Source organism: Streptomyces sp. NPDC029044 (assembly GCF_040637495.1).
In the GTDB taxonomy this organism is placed as follows: domain Bacteria; phylum Actinomycetota; class Actinomycetes; order Streptomycetales; family Streptomycetaceae; genus Streptomyces.
This window is the reverse complement of record NZ_JBEZWN010000064.1, coordinates 1-13,849: the sequence shown is the minus strand read 5'-3', so window position 1 is coordinate 13,849 and position 13,849 is coordinate 1. Positions and strand designations below refer to the sequence as shown.

11 protein-coding genes are annotated in these 13,849 nt (G+C 70.8%); 7 read left to right on the top strand and 4 right to left on the bottom strand.

Annotated features, from left to right (window positions below; all coding sequences use genetic code 11):
- Window positions 1–22: 22 nt before the first annotated feature.
- Window positions 23–1,630, bottom strand: a complete 1,608-nt coding sequence (locus tag AB0E85_RS32935) for a PucR family transcriptional regulator (protein ID WP_361935056.1) — start codon at window positions 1,628–1,630, stop codon at window positions 23–25.
- Between the two features lie 127 nt (window positions 1,631–1,757).
- Here AB0E85_RS32935 and hisD point away from each other — a divergent pair, with 127 nt between their 5' ends.
- The 4 genes from hisD to AB0E85_RS32915 all read left to right on the top strand — a co-directional run bounded on the left by hisD (window position 1,758) and on the right by AB0E85_RS32915 (window position 7,278).
- A complete protein-coding gene (hisD, locus tag AB0E85_RS32930; RefSeq protein ID WP_361935053.1) occupies window positions 1,758–3,083 on the top strand; it encodes a histidinol dehydrogenase in 1,326 nt (441 codons plus the stop codon).
- 95 nt (window positions 3,084–3,178) lie between these two features.
- Window positions 3,179–4,789: an amino acid permease gene (locus AB0E85_RS32925; protein ID WP_361935051.1), complete on the top strand. Its 1,611-nt coding sequence runs from the start codon at window positions 3,179–3,181 to the stop codon at window positions 4,787–4,789.
- Window positions 4,786–5,454, top strand: a complete 669-nt coding sequence (locus AB0E85_RS32920) for a ThuA domain-containing protein (protein WP_361935048.1) — start codon at window positions 4,786–4,788, stop codon at window positions 5,452–5,454. The genes AB0E85_RS32925 and AB0E85_RS32920 overlap by 4 nt, the downstream gene beginning before the upstream one ends.
- 36 nt (window positions 5,455–5,490) lie before the next feature.
- Entirely contained in the window at window positions 5,491–7,278 is a 1,788-nt protein-coding gene (locus AB0E85_RS32915) for a thiamine pyrophosphate-binding protein (RefSeq protein ID WP_361935045.1), read from the top strand.
- A 67-nt stretch (window positions 7,279–7,345) separates the two neighbouring features.
- On the opposite strand, the gene AB0E85_RS32910 is transcribed toward AB0E85_RS32915, so the two are convergent.
- A complete protein-coding gene (locus tag AB0E85_RS32910) occupies window positions 7,346–8,107 on the bottom strand; it encodes a DeoR/GlpR family DNA-binding transcription regulator (RefSeq protein ID WP_361935042.1) in 762 nt (253 codons plus the stop codon).
- A 90-nt stretch (window positions 8,108–8,197) separates the two neighbouring features.
- On the opposite strand from AB0E85_RS32910, the gene AB0E85_RS32905 reads away from it, so the two are divergent.
- The 3 genes from AB0E85_RS32905 to AB0E85_RS32895 all read left to right on the top strand — a co-directional run bounded on the left by AB0E85_RS32905 (window position 8,198) and on the right by AB0E85_RS32895 (window position 11,158).
- Window positions 8,198–9,406, top strand: coding sequence for an MFS transporter (locus AB0E85_RS32905; protein WP_361935040.1), 1,209 nt, complete (start codon window positions 8,198–8,200; stop codon window positions 9,404–9,406).
- Between the two features lie 104 nt (window positions 9,407–9,510).
- Window positions 9,511–10,503: an LLM class flavin-dependent oxidoreductase gene (locus AB0E85_RS32900; RefSeq protein ID WP_361935037.1), complete on the top strand. Its 993-nt coding sequence runs from the start codon at window positions 9,511–9,513 to the stop codon at window positions 10,501–10,503.
- 34 nt (window positions 10,504–10,537) lie between these two features.
- Complete coding sequence (locus tag AB0E85_RS32895) at window positions 10,538–11,158, top strand: HAD family phosphatase (protein WP_361935035.1); 621 nt, start codon at window positions 10,538–10,540, stop codon at window positions 11,156–11,158.
- Between the two features lie 36 nt (window positions 11,159–11,194).
- On the opposite strand, the gene AB0E85_RS32890 is transcribed toward AB0E85_RS32895, so the two are convergent.
- Complete coding sequence (locus AB0E85_RS32890; RefSeq protein WP_361935032.1) at window positions 11,195–13,489, bottom strand: FdhF/YdeP family oxidoreductase; 2,295 nt, start codon at window positions 13,487–13,489, stop codon at window positions 11,195–11,197.
- A 3-nt stretch (window positions 13,490–13,492) separates the two neighbouring features.
- Window positions 13,493–13,849, bottom strand: a 357-nt coding sequence (locus AB0E85_RS32885) for an SRPBCC family protein (protein WP_361935029.1), incomplete at its 5' end; no start/stop codon positions are given.

Genomic DNA, 13,849 nt, shown 5'->3' with positions numbered 1-13,849 from the left:
GTGGCGGCGGGCCTGCCGCGGGTCAGGTCCGCCGCAGTGTCGGCTTGCGCAGCAAGTCATGTCCGCGCACGGCCAGTTGCAGCCGCTGCTGGTTACTGACCTGTGTGAGGTCGAGGCCGAGGATCTCGGAGAGTCTGTCGAGGCGGTGGTAGAGGGTGCGTCGCTGGATGAAGAGTTCCTCCGCCGCCCGCGCCTTGTTGCCACCGCAGTCGAGGAACGTGCGGAGCGTGGGCAGCAGAGGGTTCTTCACCAGTGCGTCGTGTTCGAGGAGCGGACCGAGTTCGTCCTCGACGTAACGCCTGAGCTCGGGACCTTCCGAGAGCGCGACGAGGAGGCGCAGGGCTCCCAGATCGTCGAAGTGACGCACTTCCGTGGTCGAGGCCGCCGCGGCGACGGACGCCGCGCTGCGGCTCTGGCGCAGCGCCAGAGGAAGTACCGCCGGCTCCACGATCCGGCTGATGCCACCCCGCACACCGTGCTCGGCCAGCAGGGTCTGCACGTGGGTGGCGTCGGCGCGGGTGGGCAGGCCCACGACCGCCACGTCGAAGTCTCCGGTGTCGCCCACGACGGCGGGCCAGCCGGCCTCCTGCAGAAGTCGGGCAAGGAGGTGGTCCTTGAGGGGCTCCTCGTCCCCCGCCCATGCCGTGACAACCACCAGGTCCCGTCCGCGCAGGTCCTGGCCGAGCGCCAGGCTGAGGGTCACGAACCGCTCTCCCGTGACGTCGCCGAGCAGAAGCCGGTTCAGCAGCGCCGTCTGGCGCTGGGAGGCGCGGGCGCCGCTCTCCCGCTCACTCAGCAGCGAGATCGCCACAGCCGCGGCGGCCCGTTCCAGCGTGCGCAGTTCGGGCGGGCTCGGCTGTTTCCCACCGTGCAGGAGGTGGAGCCAGCCCCATGACTCGCCCCGAAGGATCACGGGCTGGCGAGCGCATGGCGCGACCTCGCGGAACGAGGCCGCCGATGCAGTGGGAGCCCCCGGGGCGTGCGCCGGGAGCGAGGGGTGGCGTTCGTGGATCGCCCGGGAGTGCGCACTCCACTCGTCCACGACCCGGTCGGCCTCCGGCGTCGCACCTCCGTAGGCCAGCATCTGATGGGCGACGTCCTCCAGCACCACGGGGTGCCCGGTGCGACGGGCCAGCTCCCTGACCACGCCGACGTAGTCCTCGTCGGCCAGCAGCAGATCCATGAACGCCTGACTGGTGGCCTCCTCGGCGATCAGCTGCTTGACGCGCATCCCGACCAGCACCTCGTGGACCTGCGCCGACGTCTCGACGAAGGGAATCTCGTCGGCGAGTCCCACCAGCGGCAGGCCGGCCGCTTCCGCCTCCTCGATCACCGCCTCCGGCATGGAGTCGAACATGCGCCCGGCCAGTTCGACGACCAGGACGGCCGCGTGGGCGTCCGCGAGGCGCCGGATGAAGGCGCGCTGCTCAAGCTGCGTCTCACCCATGCCGAGGCCGGCGGTCAGCAGCATCTCCTGACCCGTGAGGAAGCGGTGGATGTCCGGGATCTCGCCGGTGTGCACCCAGCGCACCGGGCGGTCCAGATTCCTCTCCCCGGCGTACACACGCACGGTGGTGCGCGTGAACACCTCAAGCTCCAGGGCGGCGCGAACCGTCAGGACTTCAGCCATGAGCCACTACCTCGGTGTGTGCAGGATCCGCGGCCAATATTGCACACCCTGTGCCTGTCGCCCCACCCCTCGTTTCCCCAGACTTTCAGGTCAAGCCCGCAGGCACGACCCCTGCAAGGAGTGCAGAGTGTCAGCTCAACACAAGACCATCAAGGCTCCGGTCGCCGTGCAGACGGCACGGACCAGCCGTCCGGACATCGTCGAGACCGTCGCCGACGTGATCGCCGACGTACGGGCCAACGGCGACGCGGCCGTGCGCCGCTGGTCGCAGAAGTTCGACGACTGGAGCCCCGAGTCCTACCGGCTCGGTCCCGACCGGATCGCTTCCGTCGTCTCCTCCGTCCCCGAAACCGTCCTGGACGACCTGCGGTTCGTCCAGAAGCAGGTCCGCGGCTTCGCCCAGGCGCAGCGGGACTCCCTCACCGACTTCGAGGTGGAGACACTGCCCGGCGTGTTCCTGGGGCAGCGCAACATCCCCATCGGCGCGGCCGGCGCCTATGTGCCCGGCGGCCGCTATCCCCTCACCGCGTCGGCCCACATGACCGTCCTGACAGCCAAGGTCGCGGGGGTCGAACGGGTCGCCGCGACGACTCCGCCGGACCGGGGCGCGCCGCCGCCCGTCAGCATCGCCGCGATGCACCTGGCCGGCGCCGACGAGATCTACGTCATGGGCGGTGTCCAGGCCGTGGCCGCGCTGGCGCTGGGCACCGAGACGATCGAGGCGGTCGACATGCTCGCCGGCCCCGGCAACGCCTACGTGGCCGAGGCCAAGCGCCAGCTCTTCGGCGAGGTCGGGATCGACCTCTTCGCCGGACCGACGGAAGTGCTGATCGTCGCGGACGACACCGCGGACCCGTTCGTGGTGGCGACGGACCTGCTGTCCCAGGCCGAGCACGGCCCCGACTCCCCGACGGTCCTCATCACGACGTCGGAGGAGGTGGCCACGCGGACCATCGGCTGGGTGGAGGAGCTGCTGCCGGACCTGCCGACCGGAGATGTCGCCGGTCGTGCCTGGCGCGACCACGGCGAGGTGATCGTCGTCCCCACCCTGGACGCCGCCTACGAACTCGCCGACGAGTACGCCAGCGAGCACGTCCAGATCCTCACGGCCGAGCCCCGCGAGGCCCTGCACCGGATGCGCAACTACGGCGCCCTGTTCCTCGGCGACAAGACGTGCGTGGCGTACGGCGACAAGGTCATCGGCACCAACCACGTGCTGCCCACCCTGGGGGCGGCCCGCTACACCGGCGGTCTCTGGGTCGGCAAGTACCTCAAGACCATGACCTATCAGGAGATCAGGGACTCCGCCTCCAGCGCCCGGCTCGGTGAGATCTGCGGCAGGGCATCGCGCATCGAGAACTTCGAGGGACACGCGCGCTCCGGAGACGTCCGCGCCGCGCGCCACGGATCGGCCCGGCTGGACTGGACCGACCACACCTTCGGCCAGAGCTGAACCGCGATGACGGATCGCGACTTATGCCGGACCGCAGGCGCAGCACGGCAACCGTTCGACAAGGAGCAGTTCCCCCTCGACCCACGGAGATCGTCATGTCAGCAACGGACAACGAGGCGCACACAGCGCCCACATCCACCCCCCTCGGCCGCTCGGGCGGGGCCGCGAGTCCCGTCTCGTCGGCCGAGGACGCGGAAATGCTCGCCGTACTGGGCTATGAGCAGAAGTTCGACCGCAAGGTCAGCCTGTGGGGGAACTTCGCCCTGGGCTTCGTGTACCTCTCGCCCCTCGTGGGCGTGGTGGCCCTCTTCGCCGTCGGTCTGGCGACCGCCGGCGGACCGTCCATCTTCTGGATCGGCATCGTCGGGGCCGGGCAGTTCCTGGTCGCGCTGGTCTTCGGAGAGGTCGTCTCGCAGTTCCCGCTCGCGGGCGGCCTCTACCAATGGGTCAGACGACTGTGGAACGGGCGCTATGCCTGGTTCAACGCGTGGACGTACATCTGCTGCATCACCATCGGCATCACCAGCACCGCACTGTTCAGCTCGGACTTCGCGGCCAGCCTCTTCGCCGGCACCGCCGACGAGCCCGCCATCAGCTCCACCCCCGCCCAGCGTCTGTGGATCGCGATCGGCATGGCCGTCCTCTGCATGATCTGCAACTGTTTCGGCACCAGGACACTGGCTCTGATCTCGAAGATCGGACTCGCCGCGGAACTGATCGGCATCGTTCTCGTGGGTCTCTACCTGCTGATCTTCGAACGGCACAACTCCGTCTCGATCTTCTTCGAGGCCAGCAGCTCCAGCCACGACAGCTACATCATGGCCTTCATCGCCGCTTCCCTCGTCGGCCTCTTCCTCTTCTACGGCTTCGAGGCGTGCGGCGAGATCGCGGAGGAAGTTCCCAACCCCTCCCGCAGCATCCCGCGGGCCATGCAGCTGACCGTGGCCGTCGGTGGAGTGGCCGCGCTGCTCGCGTTCGTCGGCTACGCACTCGCGGCCCCGGACCTCGCCTCGATCCTCTCGGGCAAGGACACGAACCCGATCCCCTCGATCCTTCAGAGCTCGCTCGGCACCATAGGGACGAAGGTGGTGCTCGCGGTGATCATCACGTCCTTCATCGCGGGGGTGATGAGCCAGCAGGCCGCCGCGAGCCGGATCGTCTTCTCGTTCGCCCGTGACGACATGTTCCCGGGATCCCGCGTCTTCTCGAAGATCTCCCGCACGCACCGTGTCCCCCTGAACGCGCTGCTGGCCGTGAACGTCCTCCCGCTGCTGCTCTTCGTGTTCGTCTACTACTCGCCCGACTCCCTCACCAAGATCGCGGCGTTCCAGATGCTGGCCGGATACGCGGCGTTCATGATGGTCGTACTGGCCGCGCTGCGGATGCGCGTGAAGGGCTGGCGCCCGGCCGGAGCCTGGACCCTCGGCCGCTGGGGCTTCGCGGTCAACGCGGCGGCCCTGGTCTATGGCGTGCTCGGCATGGTTCTTCTCGCCTGGCCCGCCGGCGACTCCGGAACCCCGTTCGTGGACCGGTGGATCGCACTCATCGGGTTCCTCGTCGTCTCGGCCGTGGGGCTCGTGTACCTGTTGACCGCGAAGCCGGAGCGCAAGTCCACCGCGCCGGAAGGCGATGCCATCGAGGTGGCCGAACGTCTGCGCAGCCGCGCCGCGGCCCTGACCCGTACGACCGGAGGGACCAACGCATGACCCGCGTTCTGTATCTGTACGGAGGCTGGCCGGGGCACAAGCCCTACCAGGTGGCCGAGGAATGGGCCCTCCCGATCTTCAAGAACCTCGGGTTCGACGTCGACGAGACCAACGACATCTTCTCCCTCGACGCCGACCTCACCGGCTACGACCTCATCGCGCTCAACTGGAACAACGCCCTGCTGTCCGAGGGGCTGACCGCCGCCCAGGAGTCGAACCTGCTGGGGGCGGTGGAGAACGGCACCGGGATCGCCGCCTGGCACGGCGCGGCCGCCGCGTTCCGCACCAGCCTCAAGTACCACTGGCTGATCGGCGGAAGCTTCCTCGAACACCCCGCCGGCGAAGGCGTGAAGTACCCCTACGAGGTCACCGTCACGGACACCGGCCACCCGATCACCGCCGGGGTGAAGGACTTCCGGGTCGCCTCGGAGCAGTACTACATGTCCGTCGACCCCAACAACCACGTCCTGGCCGAGTCCGCCTTCACCGGTGAACACCTGCCCTGGCTGGAGGGAAAGACGATCCCCCAGGCATGGACCCGCACATGGGGACACGGCCGTGTCTTCTACAGCGCGGTCGGACACGACCTCGACGACCTTCAGAACCCGGACGTCACCCGCCTGTGCACCCAGGGCTTCGCCTGGGCCGCCCGGCACAACGCCTGACCCCACCATCCGACCCGAGCTGATTGGGAACACACCATGCCCGTCCTCACCGGAGGCCAGATCGTCGCGCGGACCCTGCGCAACTACGGGGTCGACGTCGTCGCCGGCATCCCCGGCCACGGCATCTGGTCACTGACCGACGCCTTCCTCGACGACGAGTCCAGGATCCCCTTCATCCAGACCTTCCACGAGCAGAGCGCCGTCCACCTCGCCGACGGCTACTACCGCGTCACCGGGCGTCCGCAGGCCGCGGTGACCTCCATCGGCGCCGGCGCCAGCAACACCGTCATCGGCATGGGCACCGCGTTCACGGACTCCACCAGTGTTCTCGTCGTCACGGGCGGCCCGCCGACCCACATGCGCGGCCACGGACTGCTCCAGGAACTCGACCGCTACACGGCGAACGACTTCCCCAAGGTGGCCGAGGCCGTCAGCAAACGGCACTGGGTCGTCACCCGGGTCGAGGAACTCCCCTTCGTCCTGCACCGCTGCTTCAACTCCATGCTGACCGGCCGCCCGGGCCCGGTGCACCTCGAAGTCCCCATGGACGTACAGGCCGAGGCCGCGAACGTGGACCTCCACGACCTGGAGCGGCGCATCCCGGTCGGCCGCCAGCACCCCGACCCGGAAGCCGTGGACCGGGCGGTGGACGTGCTGCGCGCGGCCACCCGGCCGGTCATCGTGGTCGGCGGCGGGGCGATCACCTCCGAGGCGTCCGACCAGGTCCTCGCGCTCGCCGAGCGGTGGCAGATCCCGGTCGTCACCACGTGGAACGGCAAGAGCGCCTTCCCCGAGGACCACGAGCTGTTCGCCGGCAGCGTCGGCCAGACCGGCACGATGACCGGCAACGCGATCGCGAGCTCCGCCGACGTCGTCGTCTCCGTCGGCTGCCGCTTCACCGACTGGTCGGCCTCCAGCTACGCCAAGGGCGTCACCTTCTCGATCCCGCCCGCGAAGCTCATCCACATCGACATCGACCCGCACGAGATCGGCAAGAACTACCCCGCCGAAGTGGGCATCGTGGCCGACGCGCAGCGCGCCGTGGCCGCGATCGTCGACTCTCTTCCCTCCCAGGGCGTCGACCGGTCGGAGTACCTGGCCGAGCTCGCCCGCCTCAAGCAGGACTGGGAGGAGAAGCTAGCCGGCCGCCGCGACAGCGACCGCTTCCCGTTCACCTCCCAGCGCCCGCTCGGGGCCCTGCGTTCCGTCCTCCCGCGCGACGCCATCATCGTCGCCGGGTCGGGCAACACGCAGGGCGCGGTCAAGCAGACCTTCCCCGTCTACTCACCGCGCACCCACCTCACCTCCGGCGGCTTCTCGTCCATGGGCTGGGCCGTCCCGGCCGCCGTCGGCGCCAAGCTCGCCCGCCCCGACAGCCCGGTGGTGTGCGTCCTCGGCGACGGCGACTTCCTGATGACCGCCCAGGAGATCGCCCTGAGCGTCACCGCCGACGCACCGGTGATCTTCGTGGTCCAGAACAACGCGGGGTACATGTCGATCCGCGGCGGCCAGCGCAAGCAGACCTCGCGGCACATCGGCACCGAGTTCTCGCACCCCGACGGCTCGCCGTACAGCCCCGACTTCGCGGCCATGGGCCGGGCCTTCGGGATCGAGTCGTGGAAGGTCAACGACCCCGCGTCCCTGGAGCCGACCCTGCGCAAGGCCGTCCAGTCCGGGGCTCCCGCCCTGGTCGAGGTCCCCACGGACCGCGACGCCGCCGGCCCCTGGGTGCCCGGCTGGTGGGACTTCCCGGTTCCGGCGTACATCACCGACGAGCGGCAGGACGAGTACCACCGCACCCGGGCCACCGAGCAGCACCTCTGAGACGGCCCGCACCCGCCGACGCCGGCCGCTCTCGTGCGGCCGGCGTCGGCGGGTGCGAGAGGGGCTGTCAGACGGTCTGCACCACGGTGCCGGCGTCTTCGAGTGCGGTGATTTCACCGGCGGCCGCTGTGGTGTCGGTGACGAGGGTGTGCAGGAGGGCGGCGGGGCCGACATAGGCGTAGGCGGTGTGGCCGAGCTTGCTCGCGTCGGCGGCGCCGATGACGCGGCGGGCGGAGGCGATGCCCGCCTTCTTCACCGCGGCGTCGTCGAGGTCGTAGGCGGTCAGGCCGTCGGCCGCGGTCAGCCCGCAGCAGCCGATGACGGCGGTGTCGAAGCGCAGGGCGGCCAGGGAGGCGAGGGTGAGGGGGCCGGTGAGGGCTCCTTCGGCGGACCGGGGCTGCCCGCCGGGCACGACCAGTGTGGCCGGGCCGGGTGTCTCGGCGAACAGGTGGATGGCCTGGAGGGACAGGGGCATCACGGTGACGGGCCGCTCGCGCAGGAGGCGGCCGACCTCCAGACACGTGGTACCGCTGTCCAGCAGGACGCTCTCGCCGTCCGCGATGAGTGCGGAGATCCCGGCGGCGATCCGGCGTTTGGCGTCGACCGCCTCGTGGGCGCGCAGCGCGAAGGGGGGCTCCTCGCCCCGGAGCAGCAGGGTGCGTGCCCCTCCGCGGACGCGTTCGAGGACGCCCTGGGCGGCGAGGGTGTCGAGGTCGCGCCGGATGGTCATCTCCGAGGCGCCGGTCAGCTCCGCCAGTTCCTGGATCGTGGCTTCCCCGGAGTCCCTGACGGCCTTCGCGATCAGCCCGTGCCGGTCTGCATTGCTCATAGCGCGATTGAACACCACCGAGAAATGAACACTCAACTTGTTCATTATCCGGCTTTTCAAACACTACATATGTTCGTTACGGTGGGCGGCATGGAACGTTCCCTGCGAGCCGCCCGTGTGGCGACCTATGTCTACTTCGTCCTGTACGGCACCTTGCTGGGTACCTGGGTGGTGCAGATCCCCGCGATCGAGGAGCGCGTGGGCATCAGCCACGCCGCGCTCGGCGGTCTGCTGGTGGTGCTCGGGCTCGGGGCCTTCGTAGGCATGCAGGTGGCGGGTCCCCTGACCGACCGCCTCGGCACCCGCACCCTGGTACCGGCGGGCGGCGTCCTCTGCGGCGCGACCCTGTTCCTGCCGGGCCTCGCCCACGATCCGTGGACGCTGGGCGCGGCGCTGCTGGTCTTCGGTCTGTGCAACGGCTGCCTGGACGTCAGCATGAACGCCCATGCCGTGTACGTGGAGAAGGCGTACGGCCGCCCCGTCATGTCCGGCTTCCACGCCACCTTCTCCGTCGGCGGTGTCCTCGCTGCGCTCGCCGGAGCGGGCGCGGCGAGCGCCGGCCTGAACCCGGCCACCGGCATGGCCGCCGTCGGGGCCGCGGGCGTCGCGGTCGCCCTGGCCTCGGCACGTGCCCTGCTGCCTGCCGCTCCCGCCGTCGAGAGCCCCGGCTCCGCGCGGGACGCCGAGGCGTCGCCGGCCGTCGAGCGCGGCGGCACCACGGGCCGGGTCTGGATGCTGGCCGTCCTGGCGCTGATGGTGATGCTGTGCGAAGGCGCCGCCAACGACTGGAGCGCCCTGCACATGAAGGACGTCCTGGGTGCGCCCGCCGGCACGGCGGCCCTCGCGTACGGCACCTTCGCCGCGGCCATGACCATCGGCCGACTGCTCGCCGACCGCTTCGTCACCCGGTTCGGCTCCCCCGCGATCCTGCGCCACGGCGCGACCATGGCCGCCGTCGGGATCACGCTCGTGGCCCTCGGCCCGTGGATGTGGGCCGCGTTCACCGGCTGGGCGCTGTTCGGTCTGGGCCTGTCCGGCTGCGTCCCCCAGCTGTTCAGTGCGGCCGGGCACGCCGATCCCTCCGCCGCCGGGGCCAACGTCTCCCGGGTGGCCGGACTGGGCTACGTGGGCATGCTCGCCGGCCCTGCCGTCATCGGCTGGCTGACCCACCTCGTCGCCCTGAACGACGCCTTCGTCCTGTTGACCCTGCTGTGCGTGACCACCGCCGTGGGCGCCCGCGTCCTGCGCACCGGCTCCGACGACAGCACCCGCCGGCACGAGATGGCCGGCACCCACTGACCGCTTGTGCGGCACGGTCCCTGACAGCCGTGCCGCACAAGCTCTCTGCTCTCCGCCTCACCGAGGCCGGGGCGAAACGCCCTCAGCCGACCGAAGGAGCCCCGATGTCCGAGTCCCCCTCACGTCCCGCCCCCGGCCGTGTCGGTGTCATGCTGCCGCTCGATCTCCCCGTCGGCGAAGTGCTCCCCTATGTCCGGCGCGCCGAGGAGCTGGGCTTCGACCAGGTCTGGGTCGTGGAGGACCTCGGCTGGCGCGGAGGTGTCGCCCAGGCCGCGACCGTCCTGGCCTCCACCACGAACCTCACCGTCGGGATCGGGATCATGCCCGCCGGCGCCCGCAACGTGGCCTTCGCCGCGATGGAACTGGCCACTCTCGCCCAGCTCCACCCCGGCCGGCTCATCGCGGGAATCGGTCACGGCATGCCCGGCTGGATGCGCCAGGCCGGGTCCTGGCCCGCCAGCCCCCTGACGCTGATCAAGGAGTACGCGAGAGCGCTGCGGCTGCTCATCGCCGGTGAGCCCGGCCCCGAGAACGGCCGGTACGTGCGCTGCGAAGGCGTCGTCATCACCGAGACCCCGGACATCGTCCCCCCGGTGATCCTGGGCGTCCGCGGCCCCAAGTCGCAGGCCGTCGCGGGCGAGGTCGCCGACGGGCTCCTCCTGGCCGAGCCCGCCGCACCCGGCTACATCACCGCCTCCCTGCGCAACCTGGGCCCCACGGCCTGCGCGGGCCCTCCGGAGATCGTCGTCTACGACGCCGCCGCCGTGGACGACGACGAGGAAGCCGCCCTGGCCCGTGTCCGCACAGCCCTGGGGTCGGTCGGCGAGCCGGAGTGGGCCGCGCACATCGACCCCCTGCCCTTCGCCGGGGAACTGCGCGCGCACCGCGCCGCCAGCCCCGACGCCCGGCACTTCGCCCGGACGATGCCCGCCGCGTGGGTCCGTGCGTTGAGCATCGCCGGCACCCCGGACCAGGCCCGCGCCGCGATCGAGGCGCGCCACGCGGCCGGCGCGACCAGCGTCGTCCTCGCCCCGGCGGGCCCCGACCGCCTGGCCGCGCTGGACTCGCTCGCCCGCGCCCTGCCCCACCGGCACTGACCCGAACGCCCCCCGGAACCCCAAGGGACCTTCCATGTCCACCGACCGCCGCCCCATCGTGCTCTTCGACCTCTTCGGGGTCATAGCCCGCCACCAGCGCCCGGGCGCCCTGGAGAAGATGGCCGCCCGCTGCCACACGTCCACCGAGGACTTCACCTCGGCCTACTGGACCCACCGCCCGCCCTACGACGCCGGCCTGCGGACCGCCTCCGCATACTGGACCGACGTACTGCACGCCCTGTCCCGCCCCGTCGACGCCGACACGATCGAGGAGCTGCGGCTCACCGACATCGACAGCTGGTCGCGCGTCGACGAGCGCATGGTCACCTACGTGCGGACTCTCCGAGACCGCGCCCGGGTCGCTCTGCTGTCCAACATCCCGGCAGATCACGCGGACGCCTTCCTCGCCGCCCAGCCCTGGCTGCACGACCTCGACCACCTCACCTTCTCCGGAAGGATCGGCGCGGCCAAGCCCGACCCGGCCGCCTTCCAGCACTGCGTCGTCGCCCTGCACGCCGCGCCCGCCGACTTCCTCTTCGTCGACGACCGTGAGGAGAACGTCCGCGCGGCGCAAGCCGTCGGCATGAACGGACACCTCTTCGAGGGCCAGGACGACCTCGCAACCGCCGTCGACGCGTGGCTGCCGGCCCGATGAGCAACGCTGCCGCATGACGAGTTCGGGGCTCCCCGGTCAGTGGGCCGCTTCCAGCCGGACCACGATCGACTTGGACGTCGGGGTGTTGCTGATGTCCGCGGTGGAATCCAGGGGGACCAGGACGTTGGTCTCGGGGAAGTACGCGGCGCAGCAGCCGCGCGGGGTGGGGTAGGCCACCGTGCGGAAGGCCGGTGCCCGGCGTTCGACGCCGTCGGAGAACTCGCTGACGATGTCGACCGGTTCGCCTTCGGCCAAGCCTTGGGCGGCGAGGTCGTCCGGGTGGACGAAGAGGACTCTGCGGCCCTGGCGGATGCCGCGATAGCGGTCGTCCAGGCCGTAGATGGTGGTGTTGTACTGGTCGTGCGAGCGGATCGTCTGGAGGAGCAGCCTCCCCGGCGGGACCCGCAGGACGTCCAGCCGGTTGACGGTGAAGTTGGCCCGTCCGGTCCTGGTGGGGAAGCGCCGCTCGTCGCGGGGCGGGTGCGGAAGGGCGAAGCCGCCCGGCGCCCGTACCCGGGCATTGAAGTCCGCGAAGCCGGGGATCACTCGCGCGATCCGGTCCCGGATCCGGTCGTAGTCCGCCTCGAAGTCCGCCCAGGGGACGGCTGGACCGTCGCCCGCGAGTGCGGCGTCCGCCATCCGGCAGATGATCGCGACCTCGCTGAGCAGGGAGTCGGAGGCGGGGGCCAGGCGGCCGCGCGAGAGGTGCACCATGCCCATGGAGTCCTCCACCGTCACCTGTTGCTCTCCGGCGGGCCGGAGGTCGGCTTCGGTGCGCCCCAGACAGGGCAGGACGAGGGCCTGGCGACCGGCCACCGCGTGGGACCGGTTGAGCTTGGTGGAGATCTGCACCGTGAGCTCGCAGGTGCGCAGCGCGCGCTCGGTGAGCTCGGTGTCGGGGGCGGCGGAGACGAAGTTGCCGCCGAGGGCGACGAAGACCCGTACCCGCCCGTCCCGCATGGCCCGGATGGTGTCCACCGCGTCGTGGCCGTGGGAACGCGGCGGCTCGAAGCCGAACTCCGCGCCGAGCGCGTCCAGGAAGGCGGCGTCGGGCTTCTCGTGGATGCCCATGGTCCGGTCGCCCTGGACGTTGGAGTGGCCGCGCACCGGGCAGAGTCCGGCGCCGGGGCGCCCGACGTTGCCGCGCAGGAGCAGGAAGTTGACGACCTCGCGGATGGTCGGCACCGAGTGGCGGTGCTGGGTGAGGCCCATGGCCCAGCAGACGACGATCCTCTCGGCGGCCAGGACCTCCTGGAACGCCTCCCGGATCTGCTGCGCCGGCAGGCCGGTGGCCTCCAGGACGTCGTCCCAGGACGTCTTGCGGGCCCGGTCGGCGAAGTCCCCGAAACCGTGGGTGTGCGCGGTGATGAAGTCGTGGTCGAGGACCTTGCCGGGGGCGTCGTCCTCCGCCTCCAGGAGCATGCGGTTGAAGGCCTGGAAGAGGGCCTGGTCGCCGCCGAGCCTGATTTGTAGGAACAGGTCCGTGAGTTGGGTGCCGCCGCCCAGCACGCCGGAGGGCCGCTGGGGGTTCTTGAAGCGCAGCAGGCCGGCTTCGGGGAGGGGATTGACCGAGATGATCCGGGCTCCCCGGTCCTTGGCCGTTTCGAGTGCCGAGAGCATCCGGGGGTGGTTGGTTCCCGGGTTCTGCCCGACGACGAGGATCAGGTCGGCCTCGTACAGGTCCTCCAGCCGGACGCTGCCCTTGCCGATGCCGATGGTCTCGGTCAGGGCCGAACCGCTCGACTCGTGGCACATGTTGGAGCAGTCGGGCAGGTTGTTGGTACCGAGGAGCCGGACGAAGAGCTGGTAGACGAAGGCTGCTTCGTTGCTCGCCCGGCCGGAGGTGTAGAAGGCCGCCTCGTCCGGTGAGTCGAGCGCGCGCAGCTCCCGGGCGACGACGGCGAACGCCTCGTCCCAGGAGACCGGCCGGTAGTGGTCGCTGCCGGCGGGGCGGTACATGGGGTGCGTGAGGCGGCCCTGCTGGCCGAGCCAGTAGTCACTGCGCGCGGCCAGGTCCGCCAGGGTGTGCTCGGCGAAGAAGCCGGGGCCGACCCGGCGCAGGGTGGCCTCCTCGGCCACCGCCTTGGCGCCGTTCTCACAGAACTCGGCACGGTGGCGGTGTTCGGGCTCGGGCCAGGCGCATCCGGGGCAGTCGAAGCCCGACTTCTGGTTGACGCTCAGCAGGGTGAGCAGACTGCGGCGGGCGCCCATCTGCGCCTGGGCGTGACGCAGGGAGGACGTGACCGCGGGGAGGCCCGCGGCGTGGTCCTGGGGCGGGCCCACCCGCAGACGGGAGTCGCCGGGGTCGTCGGCGGGTGCCTTGCGGACCATCGGCTAGCGCTCCGCGAGGTTCGCGCGGGTGCCGAGGCGGTCCTGGACCCAGTCGTGGAACTCGCCGATGTGGTGCTCGCTGGGCACCAGGACGCCGCCCTTGGCGTACAGCCGGGAGCTCATGGCCGGCTGGCAGCGCTCGCAGGCGTCGAAGTCCTGCCGGTTGACCCGGTCGAACAGCTCCACCGACCGGCTGACGTCCCGGCCGCTGTCCACCACGCCCTTCAGGTACAGCCAGTCGCACTCGACGATCGTGCGGTCGACCGCGACCGGGTACATCCGGTGGAAGATCACGTGGTCGGGGACCAGGTTGATGAACACCTGCGGGCGCACGGTGATGGCGTAGTAGCGGCGGTCCTG

What these genes read in the sequence shown, in the direction of transcription:
- AB0E85_RS32920 (WP_361935048.1), top strand. Translation starts at nt 4,786, where the DNA reads ATGACCCGCGTTCTGTATCTGTACGGAGGCTGGCCGGGGCACAAGCCC.
- AB0E85_RS32900 (WP_361935037.1), top strand. Translation starts at nt 9,511, where the DNA reads ATGTCCGAGTCCCCCTCACGTCCCGCCCCCGGCCGTGTCGGTGTCATG.
- AB0E85_RS32905 (WP_361935040.1), top strand. Translation starts at nt 8,198, where the DNA reads ATGGAACGTTCCCTGCGAGCCGCCCGTGTGGCGACCTATGTCTACTTC.
- AB0E85_RS32915 (WP_361935045.1), top strand. Translation starts at nt 5,491, where the DNA reads ATGCCCGTCCTCACCGGAGGCCAGATCGTCGCGCGGACCCTGCGCAAC.
- AB0E85_RS32890 (WP_361935032.1), bottom strand. Translation starts at nt 13,489, where the DNA reads ATGGTCCGCAAGGCACCCGCCGACGACCCCGGCGACTCCCGTCTGCGG.
- AB0E85_RS32925 (WP_361935051.1), top strand. Translation starts at nt 3,179, where the DNA reads ATGTCAGCAACGGACAACGAGGCGCACACAGCGCCCACATCCACCCCC.
- AB0E85_RS32910 (WP_361935042.1), bottom strand. Translation starts at nt 8,107, where the DNA reads ATGAGCAATGCAGACCGGCACGGGCTGATCGCGAAGGCCGTCAGGGAC.
- AB0E85_RS32935 (WP_361935056.1), bottom strand. Translation starts at nt 1,630, where the DNA reads ATGGCTGAAGTCCTGACGGTTCGCGCCGCCCTGGAGCTTGAGGTGTTC.
- AB0E85_RS32895 (WP_361935035.1), top strand. Translation starts at nt 10,538, where the DNA reads ATGTCCACCGACCGCCGCCCCATCGTGCTCTTCGACCTCTTCGGGGTC.